The 14,439-nt window shown below is 61.3% G+C and carries 12 protein-coding genes; 7 read left to right on the top strand and 5 right to left on the bottom strand.

The genetic code is table 11. The features are described from left to right. Positions 1–76: 76 nt before the first annotated feature. Together ACOYXI_RS22200 and ACOYXI_RS22205 are read left to right on the top strand one after the other, a co-directional pair. Entirely contained in the window at positions 77–2,563 is a 2,487-nt protein-coding gene (locus ACOYXI_RS22200) for a circularly permuted type 2 ATP-grasp protein (RefSeq protein ID WP_461675300.1), read from the top strand. Then, on the top strand, positions 2,563–3,453 hold the full coding sequence (locus ACOYXI_RS22205) for a transglutaminase family protein (protein WP_098966948.1): 891 nt from the start codon (positions 2,563–2,565) through the stop codon (positions 3,451–3,453). Before ACOYXI_RS22200 ends, ACOYXI_RS22205 begins: the two co-directional genes overlap by 1 nt. A gap of 154 nt (positions 3,454–3,607) precedes the next feature. On the opposite strand, the gene ACOYXI_RS22210 is transcribed toward ACOYXI_RS22205, so the two are convergent. Next, complete coding sequence (locus tag ACOYXI_RS22210; RefSeq protein WP_097089877.1) at positions 3,608–3,796, bottom strand: hypothetical protein; 189 nt, start codon at positions 3,794–3,796, stop codon at positions 3,608–3,610. A 68-nt stretch (positions 3,797–3,864) separates the two neighbouring features. Further along, positions 3,865–4,452, bottom strand: a complete 588-nt coding sequence (locus tag ACOYXI_RS22215; protein ID WP_003221147.1) for an LOG family protein — start codon at positions 4,450–4,452, stop codon at positions 3,865–3,867. A gap of 340 nt (positions 4,453–4,792) precedes the next feature. On the opposite strand from ACOYXI_RS22215, the gene azu reads away from it, so the two are divergent. Continuing rightward, positions 4,793–5,239: an azurin gene (gene azu / locus ACOYXI_RS22220; protein ID WP_098966950.1), complete on the top strand. Its 447-nt coding sequence runs from the start codon at positions 4,793–4,795 to the stop codon at positions 5,237–5,239. A 198-nt stretch (positions 5,240–5,437) separates the two neighbouring features. Here azu and nadE read toward each other — a convergent pair whose 3' ends face one another. The 3 genes from nadE to ACOYXI_RS22235 all read right to left on the bottom strand — a co-directional run bounded on the left by nadE (position 5,438) and on the right by ACOYXI_RS22235 (position 8,619). Next, the gene (nadE, locus tag ACOYXI_RS22225; protein ID WP_461675301.1) at positions 5,438–6,265 is read right to left on the bottom strand and encodes an ammonia-dependent NAD(+) synthetase; all 828 of its coding nucleotides are present in this window, start codon (positions 6,263–6,265) and stop codon (positions 5,438–5,440) included. 4 nt (positions 6,266–6,269) lie between these two features. Then, positions 6,270–7,493, bottom strand: a complete 1,224-nt coding sequence (gene pncB, locus ACOYXI_RS22230; RefSeq protein ID WP_003221154.1) for a nicotinate phosphoribosyltransferase — start codon at positions 7,491–7,493, stop codon at positions 6,270–6,272. A 214-nt stretch (positions 7,494–7,707) separates the two neighbouring features. Continuing rightward, positions 7,708–8,619 carry a LysR family transcriptional regulator gene (locus ACOYXI_RS22235; protein WP_098966954.1) on the bottom strand — a complete coding sequence of 304 codons (912 nt, stop codon included), beginning with the start codon at positions 8,617–8,619 and terminating at the stop codon, positions 7,708–7,710. Between the two features lie 165 nt (positions 8,620–8,784). Between ACOYXI_RS22235 and amaB the strand changes: the two genes are divergently transcribed. From amaB to ACOYXI_RS22255, 4 genes are all read left to right on the top strand, one after another. Further along, complete coding sequence (gene amaB, locus ACOYXI_RS22240) at positions 8,785–10,275, top strand: L-piperidine-6-carboxylate dehydrogenase (RefSeq protein WP_098966956.1); 1,491 nt, start codon at positions 8,785–8,787, stop codon at positions 10,273–10,275. A gap of 224 nt (positions 10,276–10,499) precedes the next feature. Continuing rightward, positions 10,500–11,783 carry an L-pipecolate oxidase gene (gene amaA, locus ACOYXI_RS22245; RefSeq protein WP_461675302.1) on the top strand — a complete coding sequence of 428 codons (1,284 nt, stop codon included), beginning with the start codon at positions 10,500–10,502 and terminating at the stop codon, positions 11,781–11,783. A gap of 368 nt (positions 11,784–12,151) precedes the next feature. Next, positions 12,152–13,285, top strand: coding sequence for an ABC transporter substrate-binding protein (locus ACOYXI_RS22250; RefSeq protein ID WP_027613531.1), 1,134 nt, complete (start codon positions 12,152–12,154; stop codon positions 13,283–13,285). Between the two features lie 238 nt (positions 13,286–13,523). Continuing rightward, on the top strand, positions 13,524–14,438 hold the full coding sequence (locus tag ACOYXI_RS22255; protein ID WP_027613532.1) for an ABC transporter permease subunit: 915 nt from the start codon (positions 13,524–13,526) through the stop codon (positions 14,436–14,438). The last annotated feature ends 1 nt before the right edge of the window (position 14,439 follow it).

Genomic DNA, 14,439 nt, shown 5'->3' on the forward strand with positions numbered 1-14,439 from the left:
ATGCGGATTTTTCGTATATCCGCACGTCATGTGCCTGCGTTAGTCTGACCGTTCCCTGCTGTCTGCCGAGCTTTCCATGCCTGACCTGCTAGACCGCTACCCGCTGACCGCGGGCACTTATCACGAACTGCTGAATGACAGCGGGGAAGTGCGCCCGCATTGGCGGCGGCTGTTCGATCAATTGCAGCGCAGCACCCCGGCGCAACTGGTGCAGCGGCAGGCGCTGCTGGCCCGGCAGATTCAGGAAAACGGCGTGACCTACAACGTCTATGCCGATCCCAAGGGCGCCGACCGCCCCTGGGAGCTGGACCTGCTGCCGCACGTGATCGCTGCTGATGAGTGGCAGCACCTGTCGGCGGGGATTGCCCAGCGAGCACGCCTGCTCAACGCGGTACTGGCTGATCTGTACGGGCCGCAGCGGCTGATCAGCGAAGGGTTGTTACCGGCGGAGCTGGTGTTCGGCCACAACAATTTTCTCTGGCCCTGTCAGGGCATCGCGCCACCGGAAGATGCCTTTCTGCATCTGTACGCCGTGGACCTGGCGCGCACGCCGGACGGGCGCTGGTGGGTCACGGCGGATCGTACTCAGGCGCCGTCGGGCGCGGGGTATGCGCTGGAAAATCGCACCATCGTTTCGCGGGCGTTTCCCGAGTTGTACCGCGATCTGAAAGTGCAGCACCTGGCCGGCTTCTTCCGCACCCTGCAGGAAACCCTCGCGCGTCAGGCGCCGTGTGCCGATGACGCGCCGCTGGTGGTGTTGCTCACGCCAGGGCGCTTCAACGAAAGTTACTTCGAACACCTTTATCTGGCACGCCAGCTCGGTTATCCGCTGGTGGAGGGCGGCGACCTCACCGTGCGCGATGCCACGGTGTACCTGAAAACCCTCAGTGGTCTGCGCCGGGTGCACGCAATCATGCGCCGGCTCGACGATGACTTCTGCGACCCGCTGGAGCTGCGCACCGACTCGGCACTCGGGGTGCCTGGCTTGCTGGAAGCGGTGCGTCAGGGCCGGGTGCTGGTGGCCAATGCGTTGGGCAGCGGCGTGCTGGAGTCGCCGGGATTGCTTGGATTTCTGCCGAAGATCAATCAGTACCTGTTCGGCGAGGAACTGCTCCTGCCGTCCATCGCCACCTGGTGGTGCGGCGAGGCACCGGTATTGGCGCAGGCGCTGGAAAAGCTTCCGGAGCTGCTGATCAAACCGGCGTTCCCCTCACAAAGCTTCGCCCCGGTATTCGGCCGCGATCTGAGTGAACAACAGCGCCAGGCACTCGCCGAGCGGATGCAGGCGCGGCCGTACGCGTATGTCGCGCAAGAGCTGGCGCAGTTGTCGCAGGCGCCGATCTGGCAAGCCGAAGACGGCCAGTTGCAACCGCGAGCCATCGGCATGCGCATGTACGCCGTGGCCAGTCGCGATGGCTATCGCGTATTGCCCGGTGGGCTGACCCGGGTCGCCGCCGAGGCCGATGCCGAAGTGGTGTCGATGCAGCGCGGTGGCGCGAGCAAGGACACTTGGGTGCTGGGCGAGCGTGCGCCGAGTGGCGAACAATGGAAAACCCAGCGCAACGTCGGCGTACACGATCTGGTGCGCCGCGATCCTTATCTGCCCTCGCGGGTAGTGGAAAACCTGTTCTGGTTCGGTCGTTACTGCGAGCGTTGTGACGACAGTGCGCGACTGCTGCGGATCATGCTCGCGCGGTATGTCGATGGCGATGATCCGCAAGCGTTGCAGGCCGCTGTGGAGCTGGGTGAGCGTCTGATGTTGCTGCCGGAGGAGGGTGAGCTGCCGGAGCGGCTGCTGGCGGCGCTGCTCGGCGAGGACTGGTCGTTCAGCCTGCGCTCCAACCTGCAGCGCCTGCAATGGGCGGCCTCGCAGGTGCGCGGCAAGCTCTCGCGGGAGAACTGGCAGGCCTTGGTCGAGTTGCAACGCGAGGCGCTGGAACTGGACACCGAGGAGCCGGACTTCGGCGAGTTGCTGGATTTTCTCAACCGGCTGGTGATGTCGCTGGCGGCGCTTTCGGGTTTCGCGCTCGACGACATGACCCGCGACGAAGGCTGGCGCTTTCTGATGATCGGTCGGCGGATCGAACGCTTGCAGTTTCTCAGCCGCAGTCTGGCCGCATTTCTGCGCGGCGCCGGGGCGTTCGATCAGGCGGGGCTGGAATGGCTGCTGGAACTGGGCAACAGCAGCATCACCTACCGTTCGCGGTATCTGGCGGTGGCGCAGTTGATTCCGGTGCTCGACCTGTTGCTGCTGGATGAGCAGAACCCGCACGCGGTGCTGTTCCAGTTAAAACTGGTGACCCGCACTTTGAAACGCTTGAACGATGATTTCGGCGTGCCTCGCGAGGCCGGATTGCCGCAGTTGGTCGAGCGTCTGGCTCGGTTCGATCTGGGCTGTCTGGAGAACCCGCTGTTCGGGGAAAACAGCGTGCGTGCCGCGCTCGATGGTCTGGCGGATTTGCTGCAAGAGATTGCCGAAGCCAGCGGTCAGGTGTCCGATCGGCTGGCGCTGCGCCACTTTGCCCATGTCGATGATGTCAGCCAGCGCACGGTGTCCGTCTGATGAGCGCGCACTACCAGATCTTTCACGACACCTGTTACCACTACGACAGCCCGGTTTCGCTGGCACAGCAACTCGCGCACCTGTGGCCGCGTGAGTGCACGTGGCAACGCTGCACCGAGCAGCAATTGCTGATCAGCCCGGACCCGACCACGCGGCGGGATGAACTGGATGTGTTCGGCAATCCGCTGACCCGACTGGCCTTCGAGCGCCCGCATGACGAGTTGCAGGTCAACGCCCGGCTCACGGTTGAGGTGCTGGCGCGGCCACTGGCGGATTTCAGTCTGTCCCCGGCGTGGGAGCAGACGCGCAACGCGCTGACCTACAGCAGTCAGCCGTTGTCCGCCGAAATGCTGGAGGCTTGTCGCTATCGGTTTCAATCACCCTACGTGCATTTGAAACGCAGCTTCGTCGAGTTTTCCGAAAGCTGTTTTCCTCCAGGCAGGCCCTTGTTGCTGGGCGTGCAGGCCTTGATGCAGAAAATTTTCAGCGAATTCACCTTCGATGCCGAGGCCACGCAAGTGGCGACGCCGCTGGTCGAGGTGCTCGAGCGCCGGCGTGGCGTGTGTCAGGACTTCGCGCATCTGATGCTCGCTTGCGTGCGCTCGCGAGGACTGGCAGCGCGCTACATCAGTGGCTATCTGCTGACCCAGCCGCCACCGGGGCAGCCACGGCTGATCGGCGCCGATGCGTCGCATGCCTGGGTGTCGGTGTTCTGTCCGGTATTGGGCTGGGTGGATTTCGATCCGACCAACAACGTGCAGCCGGCGCTGGAGCACATCACCCTGGCCTGGGGCCGGGATTTTTCCGATGTGTCGCCGTTGCGGGGGGTGATTCTGGGGGGCGGTTCGCATGATCCGGAAGTGCGGGTCACGGTGATGCCATTGGAGTGAAGACAATCGAGTGTGGGGAGCTTTTGTGGCGAGGGGATTTATCCCCGATCGGCTGCGAAGCAGTCGCAAAACAATTTGGGGCCGCTTCGCGACCCATCGGGGATAAATCCCCTCACCACAGATCGCTCCCGCAGGGAGCGAATCAGCAATCAGCTCAGGCGTCAGGTGCCTGGTCTTTCGGTGCATCAACAACTTCATCATCGTTGTCAGTCGCCACTTCACCGTCAGGGTTTAGTGCCGCTTCTTCAGCCTGTTGTTTCTTGCGCTGAAGCTTTTCCTCTTTCTTCTTTTCCTTTTCCAGGTCTCGTTGACGTTTGGCGAAGGAGTAATTGGGTTTGGCCATGGGCGATCCTCTGGGGTCGAAGGTGAGGTTGAGCGGCGCGTATTCTGCCCTGTATCGGTGCCTGGCGGTTAGCCGGGTTTTTGGTCGACCCACTTGGGCGTGACGGTCGGCTTCCAGTTATCCAGGGCGTCGAGCAGCGTTTGTGCTGATTCGCTCACTTGCAGCATGTCACGGTGTGGGGCGCGAACGAAGCCTTCGCCGACGATATGGTCAAGAAAAGCGGTGAGTTTGCTGTAAAAACCGTTCACCTCAAGCAGCCCCAGCGGCTTGCCGTGGTAACCGAGCTGGCCCCAGGTCCAGACTTCGAACAGCTCTTCCAGCGTGCCGAGGCCACCGGGCAACGCGATGAACGCATCGCTCAGTTCAGCCATGCGGGCCTTGCGCGCGTGCATGCCATCGACCACTTCAAGGCGCGTCAGGCTTTTGTGACCGATCTCCTTGTCCATCAGGCTTTGCGGAATGATCCCGATCACTTCGCCGCCAGCGGCCAGCGCGGCGTCCGCCACCAGGCCCATCAGGCCCACGGCACCCCCACCGTAAACCAGCGTCAGCTGGCGCTCGGCGAGAGCCCGGCCAAGGGCTTGGGCGGCTTCGGTATAAGCTGGATCAGTGCCGGCGTTGGCACCGCAAAATACACAAACGGATTTGAGAGACATGCCTTCCTCCTGGGTCAATCCGTCACAGGGTAATGGCTGGCACGCCTTGATCCAAGGACTAAGCTTCGCGTTCTGGCGATTCAAAGGTACCGCTGGCGCCACAGGCGTAGGCGGCGAGCAAACTGCACAACAGACCGTTAAAGAACATGATCGGTACTCCGTTTCAGTAGATGCGCCGATCATAGGCCCGGCCCGGGATTATCGCCGGTAGATTGTTTCGATGAGTGTCATAGCCTGAAAGTTGTATACAATTTTTGACTCAAGTCATAGGAACTTGCGAAGATTTCAGGCAGTCTTTCCACCATTAGTGTTTTTGTTAACCCTGCCTTGGAGATTCACCATGTTTTCCAAAGTTGTTGCGGTATCCCTGCTGGCGCTGGCCAGCAGCCAATTGATGGCTGCCGAGTGCAAAACCACCGTTGATTCCACCGACCAGATGTCCTTCAACACCAAGGAGATCGTGATCGACAAGAGCTGCAAGACCTTCACCGTCGAACTGACCCACTCCGGCAGCCTGCCGAAGAACGTCATGGGCCATAACCTGGTGGTCAGCAAAACCGCTGACATGCAGCCGATCGCCACCGACGGCCTGGCCGCTGGCATCGACAAGAACTACCTGAAAGACGGTGACGAGCGCGTTATCGCTCACACCAAGATCATCGGTGCCGGCGAGAAAGACACGCTGACCATTGATGTATCGAAGCTGACCGCTGGTACTGACTACGGCTTCTTCTGCTCCTTCCCGGGCCACATCTCGATGATGAAAGGCACCATTGCTGTGAAGTAAGCAGGCTCACCGCGTTATCGTTCTTCGCGAGCAAGCCCGCTCCCACAGGGTTTGTGTCGGTCACACATTTTGTGAACAACCGGGACACTGTGGGAGCGGGCTTGCTCGCGAAGAGGCCATCAGCATCGACAGGTGAACTGGCCAAAGAAAAGCCCGCTGAGGATCGCTCCTCAGCGGGCTTTTTCATTCGGTCGCCGATCAAGGCGCGAACGGCATGACCCGCTTGTGATGGGTCTTGTTGTAGGTGCTGACGATGATGTCGAACGCTTCCTGACGCACCGGCTCGCCGTGCAGGAAGGCGTCGATCTCGGCGTAGGTCACGCCGTGGGAGGCTTCGTCCGGTTTGCCCGGCGACAGGTCTTCCAGATCCGCGGTCGGCACTTTTTCCACCAGCGATTCCGGTGCGCCGAAGCTGCGGGCAATCGCCCGGACCTGGTTTTTCACCAGGCCGCTGAGCGGGGCCAGGTCGCAGGCGCCGTCACCGAACTTGGTGAAGAAGCCCATCACCGCTTCCGCCGCGTGGTCGGTGCCGATCACCAGACCGTGCGCGGCGCCGGCGATGGTGTACTGGGCGACCATGCGCATCCGCGCCTTGGTGTTGCCGAGCACAAAATCCACCGACACCGCATGTTTGCCTTCGAACGCCGCCACTTCCTTGGCCAGGGATTTGACCGCCGGGCCGATGTTCACCGTGTGGCGTTCGTCCGGAGCGATGAAGTCCACCGACGCCTGGGCGTCGTGCTCGTCGAACTGGGTTTCGTACGGCAGGCGCACGGCAATCAACTTGTAGGCGTCGTCGCCGGTGCGCTCGCGCAGTTCACGCATGGCGCGCTGGGCCAGCAGGCCGGCGGTCAGCGAGTCGACGCCGCCGCTGATGCCCAACACCAGGGTCTTGAGGCCGGAATTGACCAGGCAATCCTGGATAAAGGTGATGCGCCGGGCGACTTCCGCTTCGAGGGCCTGATGCCCGGCGAATGGCGGTTGCACCTTGAGCTGTTCAGCAATCTCACGCTGTACGGCTTGCATGAATTCACTCCTTGCTAGATAGACTGGAATCGGCAGGAACCTGGAACACATGTCGCAAATAGGCGACGAAATTCGGGTCTTTGCAGTGGGTCTTGCCGGGCTCGTCGGAGATCTTCGCCACCGGCTGGCCGTTGCAGGCGGTCATTTTAAGCACGATGCTCATCGGTTCGACACCCGGAATGTCACAGGTCAGGTTGGTGCCGATGCCAAAGCTGACGTTGATCCGCCCGTGCAGCGCGCGGAAGATCTCCAGCGACTTGGGCAGGGTCAGGCTGTCGGAGAACACCAGGGTCTTGCTCATCGGGTCGATGCCGAGCTTGTGGTAGTGGGCGATGCACTTTTCACCCCACTGCACCGGATCCCCGGAATCGTGGCGCAGACCGTCGAAGAGCTTGGCGAAGAACAGGTCGAAATCGCCGAGGAAGGCGTCGGTGGTGATGCAATCGGTGAGAGCAATCCCCAGCAGGCCACGGTATTCGCGCACCCAGCAGTCGAGGGCGGCGATCTGGCTGTCGATCAAGCGTGGGCCGAGTTGTTGGTGGGCCATGATCCATTCATGGGCCATGGTGCCCAGCGGTTTCATGTCCAGCTCGCGAGACAGGTGAACGTTGCTGGTGCCGACAAAGCGCCCGGGGAAATCGTGCTTGAGCACGTTGACCACTTCTTCCTGCACGCGATACGAAAAGCGTCGGCGGGTGCCGAAGTCGGCGACCTGCAATTGCGCCAGTTCGTCGGCCGAGGCGTTGGCGCTCAGCCAGTCGAACTTGCGATACAGCTGTTCGCGCGCCTGTACCAGTTCGATTTCCCGGTAGCGATAGCGGTTGCGCACTTCGCTGACGATCGCCAGCAGCGGTACTTCGTAGAGAATCACGTGCAGCCACGGACCGCGCAGACGGATGAACAGTTCGCCGTTCTCGATTCCGGTGTGCAGGTAGCGCAGGTTGAAGCGGAACAGGCCGAGAAAGCGCAGGAAATCCGGCTTGAGGAAGGTGATGCGCTCGAGAAAACTCAACTGGTCGGCGCTCAGGCTCAGTTCGGCCAGACGCTCGATCTGGTAACGAATCTCGGCCAGATACGGCCGCAGATCCTCACTGTTACGGCAACGAAACTCCCATTCGACTTCGACGTTGGGGTAGTTGTGCAGCACCGCCTGCATCATCGTCAGTTTGTAGAAGTCGGTGTCGAGCAGGTTCTGCACGATGCGATCGGCAAACACACTCTCGCTCATAAACGGGGTCTCCAGGTACACCGCGCGGATGCGCGGGATCAATCAATGACGCTAGTGGCGCATATCAGCGGTGGGGATTGCCAGCATTTTTTAAGAGCGTCGAGATCACCTGTGGGAGCGGGCTTGCTCGCGAATGCGGTGGGTCAGTCAATTCAAATGTGACTGATGCACCGCATTCGCGAGCAAGCCCGCTCCCACAGGGTTGTTGAAAACTCTATATCGGCGTCAGGTCCGGGCTATCAATCTGCTCCAGCATCCACTTCACAAAGTCGCGTACCTTCGGCACTTCCGCCGCATGCTCCGGGTAGGCCAGGTAATAGGCGTCGGAACTGGGCATTGCATGCTGCCATGGAATGACCAGTTTGCCGTCGGCCAATTCCTCTTCCACCAGAAACCGTGGCAGCAGCGCCACACCGCAGCCGACCTGGGCGGCGCGGATGCACATATAAAAGGTTTCGAAACGCGGGCCGTGGTAGCTGTGTTCGGTGTGGTAACCCTGACTGTCGAACCAGTCATGCCAGGCCTGTGGGCGCGAGGCATTTTGCAGCAGCACCAGATCGGTCAGTTGCGTCGGGTCGGTGAAGGGCTGATCCGGCAGGCTGCCGGGCGCACAGACCGGCACCAGCTCTTCGCCGAACAGCTTCAGGCATTCGGTGCCGGGGCGTGAGCCCTGACCGAAATAGAACGCCAGATCGCTGCGCCCCTGCAGCAAATCGTCGGCCTCCTGTTCGTTGCACAAGTCGAGATGGATCGACGGATGGCGCAGACGCCAGCCCTTCAGACGCGGTACCAGCCAGCGCGCGCCGAAGGTCGAGGGTGTAGAGACGCGCAGGACTTCGGTCTCGCCGCCGTAGGAGCGCAGGTAATGCGTGGACATTTCCACCTGGGTGAGGATTTTTCGGACTTCCACCAGGTACAAATCCCCGGCCGGGGTCATCTGCAAGCGACGACGCACCCGACGGAACAACAAGTGCTGCAACAATTCCTCAAGCTGCGCCACTTGCTTGCTGACAGCGCTCTGGGTCAGGTTCAGCTCTTCGGCGGCCCGGGTGAAGCTCAGGTGCCGGGTCACGGCCTCGAAGCACTGCAACGCGGTGATCGATGGCAGGTGGCGTTTATTCAGCATGGGTGATCCCTTTTTCTTGTCTTTCTGTGCGCAGCATGAATAAACGGAATGATATCTCGCGTAAAGGTCGTTTGTTGCCTTGCCCTCGGGAAGCTACAACTAAAGGCCTGCCCGGTCGCGAAAATGCGTCCGCACACATTCTGTTTTTCGCTTGAGGAGTGACCCATGGTTGCCGCATTGCTTGATCGTCTTGGTGTGAACCCGGCCCTGTATCAGAACGGCAAAGTGCCGGTGCATTCGCCCATCGACGGCAGCCGCATCGCCGCCGTGAACTGGGAAGGCCCGGCCGAAGTCGAGCAGCACATCAGTCGCGCAGATCATGCTTTCGAGCTGTGGCGCAAGGTGCCGGCCCCGCGTCGCGGCGAACTGGTGCGTCAGTTCGGCGAAGTGCTGCGTGAGTACAAGGCTGACCTTGGCGAACTGGTGTCGTGGGAAGCGGGCAAGATCACTCAGGAAGGCCTCGGTGAAGTGCAGGAGATGATCGACATCTGCGACTTCGCCGTCGGCCTGTCGCGTCAGCTGTACGGTTTGACCATCGCCTCCGAGCGCCCGGGCCACCACATGCGTGAAACCTGGCATCCGCTGGGCGTGGTCGGCGTGATCAGCGCGTTCAACTTCCCCGTCGCGGTGTGGGCGTGGAACACCACGTTGGCGCTGGTCTGCGGTAACCCGGTGGTGTGGAAGCCGTCGGAGAAAACCCCGCTGACCGCACTGGCCTGCCAGGCACTGTTCGATCGCGTGGTGAAGAATTTCACCGATGCGCCGGCGCACCTGTGCCAGGTGATCATCGGTGGCCGTGATGCCGGCGAAGCGCTGGTGGATGACCCGCGTGTCGCGCTGGTCAGCGCCACCGGCAGCACCCGCATGGGCCGTGAAGTGGCGCCGAAAGTCGCCGCACGTTTTGCTCGCAGCATTCTCGAACTGGGCGGCAACAACGCGATGATCCTCGGCCCGAGCGCCGATCTGGACATGGCCGTGCGCGCCATCCTGTTCAGTGCGGTCGGTACTGCCGGGCAGCGTTGCACCACCCTGCGGCGGCTGATTGCCCATGAGTCGGTGAAGGAAGAAATCGTCACCCGCCTCAAAGCCGCGTACGCCAAAGTGCGCATCGGTCATCCGCTGGAAGGCAATCTGGTCGGCCCGCTGATCGACAAACACAGCTACGAAAATATGCAGGACGCGCTGGAGCAGGCACTGAGCGAGGGCGGCCGGGTGTTCGGCGGCAAGCGTCAGCTCGAAGATCAGTTCCCCAACGCCTACTACGTGTCGCCGGCCATTGTCGAAATGCCAGAGCAGAGCGACGTGGTCTGCAGCGAAACCTTTGCCCCGATCCTCTACGTGGTCGGCTACAGCGACTTCCAGGAAGCACTGCGCTTGAACAATGCGGTGCCGCAGGGCCTGTCGTCGTGCATCTTCACTACCGACGTGCGCGAGGCCGAGCAGTTCATGTCGGCGGTCGGCAGCGACTGTGGCATCGCCAACGTCAACATCGGCCCGAGCGGCGCGGAAATCGGCGGCGCGTTTGGTGGCGAGAAGGAGACCGGTGGCGGTCGTGAGTCGGGCTCCGACGCCTGGCGCGCCTACATGCGCCGCCAGACCAACACCGTGAACTACTCGCTGGAGTTGCCGCTGGCGCAGGGCATTACCTTCGACTGAGTTTGGAATGAAGCAGATCCTGGGAGCGGGCTTTTGTGGTGAGGGGATTTATCCCCGATGGGCTGCGCAGCGGCCCCAAAACATGCAATCGCGGAGTTTCAGATACACCGCATGCACTGGTTTTACGGTTGCTATGCAACCGATCGGGGATAAATCCCCTCGCCACAGGGCTTTATCCCACAGGATCAGCAGTGTGTTTGGCAGGTTTCTGTTGGAGTCTGGCAATGCCGTTACGCGAAGAATGTCTGTGGGAAAAACTCACGCCGCAGCGCCCGGATAACACCGCGCTCAAGAGTGAGGTCAAAGTCGATGTCTGCGTGATCGGCGCCGGGTTTACCGGGTTGTCGGCGGCGCTGCATCTGTTGGAGAAGGGCAAAAGCGTCTGCGTGCTCGAAGCGCATCGTGCCGGGTATGGCGGCTCCGGACGCAACGTCGGGCTGGTCAACGCCGGCATGTGGATCCCGCCGGACGAGATCGAAGCCGGATTCGGCGAAGCGGTCGGCAGTCAGCTCAACCGCATGCTCGGGGCGGCGCCGGCGCTGGTGTTCAGCCTTGTGGATAAATACAACATCGATTGCCAGTTGCGCCGCGAAGGCACCCTGCACATGGCGCACAACGCCAAGGGCGAGGCGGATCTGCGCAGTCGCGAGCAACAATGGAAGCGCCGCGGGGCGCCGGTTGAGTTGCTCACCGGCAAGGCCTGCGAGCAAGCCACCGGCACGCAGAAGATTGCCGCCGCGCTGCTCGACCGCCGCGCCGGTACGCTCAACCCTATGGCCTATGTCACCGGCCTGGCCAACGCGGTGAAGGGCTTGGGCGGGCAGATGTTCGATCACTCGCCAGTGACCCGTCTCGAACGCGTGGGCCAGCTATGGTCGGTGCAGACCGAGCTAGGTTCGGTACTCGCCGAGCAAGTGGTGATCGCCTCCAACGCCTACACCGAGGGCGACTGGACCGAACTCAAGCGCAACTTCTTCCCCGGTTACTACTATCAGGTCGCTTCGGTGCCGCTGACCGAAGACGCCGCCCATGACATCCTCCCCGGCGGGCAGGGCTCGTGGGACACGCGCCAAGTGCTGAGCAGCATCCGTCGTGACAAGGACGGCCGGTTGTTACTCGGCAGTCTGGGCAACGGCAATCAGAAGCCGACGTGGTTCCTCAAGGCCTGGGCCGACCGGGTGCAGCAACACTACTTCCCCAACCTGAAACCGGTGGAATGGGAATGCACCTGGACCGGGCGCATCGCCTTCACCCCCGATCACCTGATGCGCCTGTTCGAACCGGCGCCGGGACTGGTGGCCGTCACCGGTTACAACGGTCGTGGCGTGACCACCGGCACCGTGGTCGGCAAAGCCTTCGCCGACTACCTGTGTGACGGAAATCCTCAAGCCCTGCCGATCCCCTTCACACCGATGCAGCCCCTGGCCGGCGTCGGCCTGCGCAGTTGCCTGTACGAGGCCGGCTTCTCGCTGTATCACGCGGGCCAGTGCCTGCGCATCGTCATTTGAGTGTTGAAATATGTTGCCGGAAGCGGCGCTTTTCGGCGTAGCGACTAGCCTCTAATGGTGCGGGTTGTAGCAGTCCCGCACCAGCAGTGTGCAGTTCGGTGACGCGAGCTGTTACAGGCTGGTTGCACGTCGTTTGGTGCCGCGGTTGCAATGATGGCGCAAGCGGGTTGCGCCTCAGATTTAAAAAGGTTTCACCTTCCGCGGTTTAGACGGTTGCACGCCCAATGAAAATGGGAACGAAACAGTCGAAATAACAAGAAAGCAGCGACTTTTTGAAGAATAAAAAACCGATGGCACGGCGCTTGCTCAGAGCATTCAGTGAAGTGAAGTCGCAGTGCCAACTAAAAAAAACCTTGGAGCACCACCTCATGTCCCAGACGTTTTACAAGAAAGGCTTTCTGGCCCTCGCAGTAGCTACTGCGTTGGGTGTTTCTGCGTTTGCTCAAGCTGATGTGAAAATCGGTGTAGCGGGTCCGATGACTGGCGCCAACGCGGCATTTGGCGAGCAGTACATGAAGGGTGCACAGGCAGCGGCGGACGCGGTCAACGCGGCGGGCGGCGTCAACGGCGAGAAAATCGTACTGGTCAAGGGCGATGACGCCTGCGAACCGAAACAGGCAGTGACAGTCGCCAAGGATCTGGTCAACCAGAAGGTAGCCGGCGTGGTCGGTCACTTCTGCTCCTCTTCCACCATCCCCGCCTCGGAAATCTACGACGAAGCCGGCGTTATCGCGATCACCCCGGGTTCCACCAACCCGCAAGTGACCGAGCGCGGCCTGAGCGCCATGTTCCGTATGTGCGGGCGTGACGACCAGCAAGGCATCGTCGCGGGCGACTACATCGTCGACGTGCTCAAGGGCAAGAAAGTTGCCGTGCTGCACGACAAGGACACCTACGGTCAGGGCCTGGCCGATGCGACCAAGGCTCAACTGGAAAAACGTGGCGTGAAGCCGGTGCTGTATGAAGGCCTGACCCGTGGCGAGAAAGACTTCAGCGCTGTGGTCACCAAGATTCGTGCAGCCGGTGCCGACGTGGTCTACTTCGGCGGCCTGCACCCGGAAGCCGGCCCGCTGGTCAAGCAACTGCGTACCGAAGGCCTGAAAGACGTCAAGTTCATGTCTGACGACGGCATCGTCACCGACGAACTGGTGACCACCGCCGGTGGCCCGCAATACGTTGACGGCGTGCTGATGACCTTCGGCGCCGACCCTCGCCTGCTGCCAGACAGCAAGACGGTAGTGGACGCGTTCCGCAAGGCCGGCACCGAGCCTGAAGGCTACACCCTGTACGCGTACGCGTCGGTTCAGACCCTGGCGGCCGCCTTCAACGGCGCCAAGTCCAACAGTGGCGAAAAAGCCGCCGAGTGGCTCAAGGCCAACCCGGTGAAAACCGTCATGGGCGAGAAAGCCTGGGACAAGAAGGGCGACCTGAAAGTCTCTGACTACGTGGTTTACCAGTGGGACAAGGACGGCAAATACCATCAGCTGGAAAAACAGAAGTAAGGGCTGACGCGATCATCCGAACACCATGAACCCCTGTGGGAGCGGGCTTGCTCGCGAATGCGGGATGTCAGTCGCCATCAACGGTAGCTGATACACCGCTTTCGCGAGCAAGCCCGCTCCCACAGGAGGCGATGGTGTTCCGGGGGAACGTGTCTGCATTGCTCCGACGTAAATCTGTATTTTTCCTAGAAGAGCCGCCCGCTCCGGTGGGCAGGTTCTCATTGCGTGAGATTGCGTTATGGATGGTATTTTCCTGCAGCAACTGGTCAACGGCCTGACCCTCGGGTCGGTCTATGGCCTGATCGCCATCGGCTACACAATGGTCTACGGCATCATCGGCATGATCAACTTCGCCCACGGCGAGGTTTACATGATTTCCGCGTACCTCGCGGCAATCAGTCTGGCTCTGCTGGCTTACTTCGGTATTGAATCCTTCCCGCTGTTGATGCTCGGCACGCTGGTTTTCACCATCGTCGTCACTGGCGTTTATGGCTGGGTAATCGAACGCGTCGCCTACAAACCTCTGCGCAACTCCACCCGACTGGCACCGCTGATCAGTGCCATCGGTATCTCCCTGATCCTGCAAAACTACGCCCAGATCAGCCAGGGCGCCCGTCAACAGGGTGTTCCGACACTGCTTACCGGTGCCTGGCGCATCGACGTCGGCAGCGGTTTCGTCCAACTGACCTACACCAAGATCTTCATTCTGGTCGCCGCATTTGTCGGCATGGGCCTGCTGACCTACGTGATCAAGTACACCAAGCTCGGCCGCATGTGCCGCGCCACCCAGCAAGACCGCAAGATGGCTTCGATCCTCGGGATCAACACCGACCGGGTGATTTCCTACGTGTTCATCATCGGTGCAGCGATGGCGGCGCTGGCCGGCGTGCTGATCACCATGAACTACGGCACGTTCGACTTCTACGCAGGCTTCGTCATCGGCATCAAGGCGTTCACCGCCGCCGTGCTGGGCGGGATCGGCTCACTGCCCGGCGCGATGCTCGGCGGGATCATTCTCGGCATCTCCGAGTCGCTGTTCTCGGGCCTGGTCAACTCCGACTACAAAGACGTGTTCAGCTTCTCGCTGCTCGTACTTGTTCTGGTCTTCCGGCCTCAGGGCCTGTTGGGCCGTCCTCTTGTGTCGAAGGTGTAAG

Source organism: Pseudomonas sp. G3-19 (assembly GCF_054855875.1).

What these genes read in the sequence shown, in the direction of transcription:
- nadE (WP_461675301.1), bottom strand. Translation starts at nt 6,265, where the DNA reads ATGCAAGCCGTACAGCGTGAGATTGCTGAACAGCTCAAGGTGCAACCG.
- ACOYXI_RS22215 (WP_003221147.1), bottom strand. Translation starts at nt 4,452, where the DNA reads ATGTCTCTCAAATCCGTTTGTGTATTTTGCGGTGCCAACGCCGGCACT.
- ACOYXI_RS22205 (WP_098966948.1), top strand. Translation starts at nt 2,563, where the DNA reads ATGAGCGCGCACTACCAGATCTTTCACGACACCTGTTACCACTACGAC.
- pncB (WP_003221154.1), bottom strand. Translation starts at nt 7,493, where the DNA reads ATGAGCGAGAGTGTGTTTGCCGATCGCATCGTGCAGAACCTGCTCGAC.
- ACOYXI_RS22200 (WP_461675300.1), top strand. Translation starts at nt 77, where the DNA reads ATGCCTGACCTGCTAGACCGCTACCCGCTGACCGCGGGCACTTATCAC.
- amaB (WP_098966956.1), top strand. Translation starts at nt 8,785, where the DNA reads ATGGTTGCCGCATTGCTTGATCGTCTTGGTGTGAACCCGGCCCTGTAT.
- amaA (WP_461675302.1), top strand. Translation starts at nt 10,500, where the DNA reads ATGCCGTTACGCGAAGAATGTCTGTGGGAAAAACTCACGCCGCAGCGC.
- ACOYXI_RS22235 (WP_098966954.1), bottom strand. Translation starts at nt 8,619, where the DNA reads ATGCTGAATAAACGCCACCTGCCATCGATCACCGCGTTGCAGTGCTTC.
- ACOYXI_RS22210 (WP_097089877.1), bottom strand. Translation starts at nt 3,796, where the DNA reads ATGGCCAAACCCAATTACTCCTTCGCCAAACGTCAACGAGACCTGGAA.
- azu (WP_098966950.1), top strand. Translation starts at nt 4,793, where the DNA reads ATGTTTTCCAAAGTTGTTGCGGTATCCCTGCTGGCGCTGGCCAGCAGC.
- ACOYXI_RS22255 (WP_027613532.1), top strand. Translation starts at nt 13,524, where the DNA reads ATGGATGGTATTTTCCTGCAGCAACTGGTCAACGGCCTGACCCTCGGG.
- ACOYXI_RS22250 (WP_027613531.1), top strand. Translation starts at nt 12,152, where the DNA reads ATGTCCCAGACGTTTTACAAGAAAGGCTTTCTGGCCCTCGCAGTAGCT.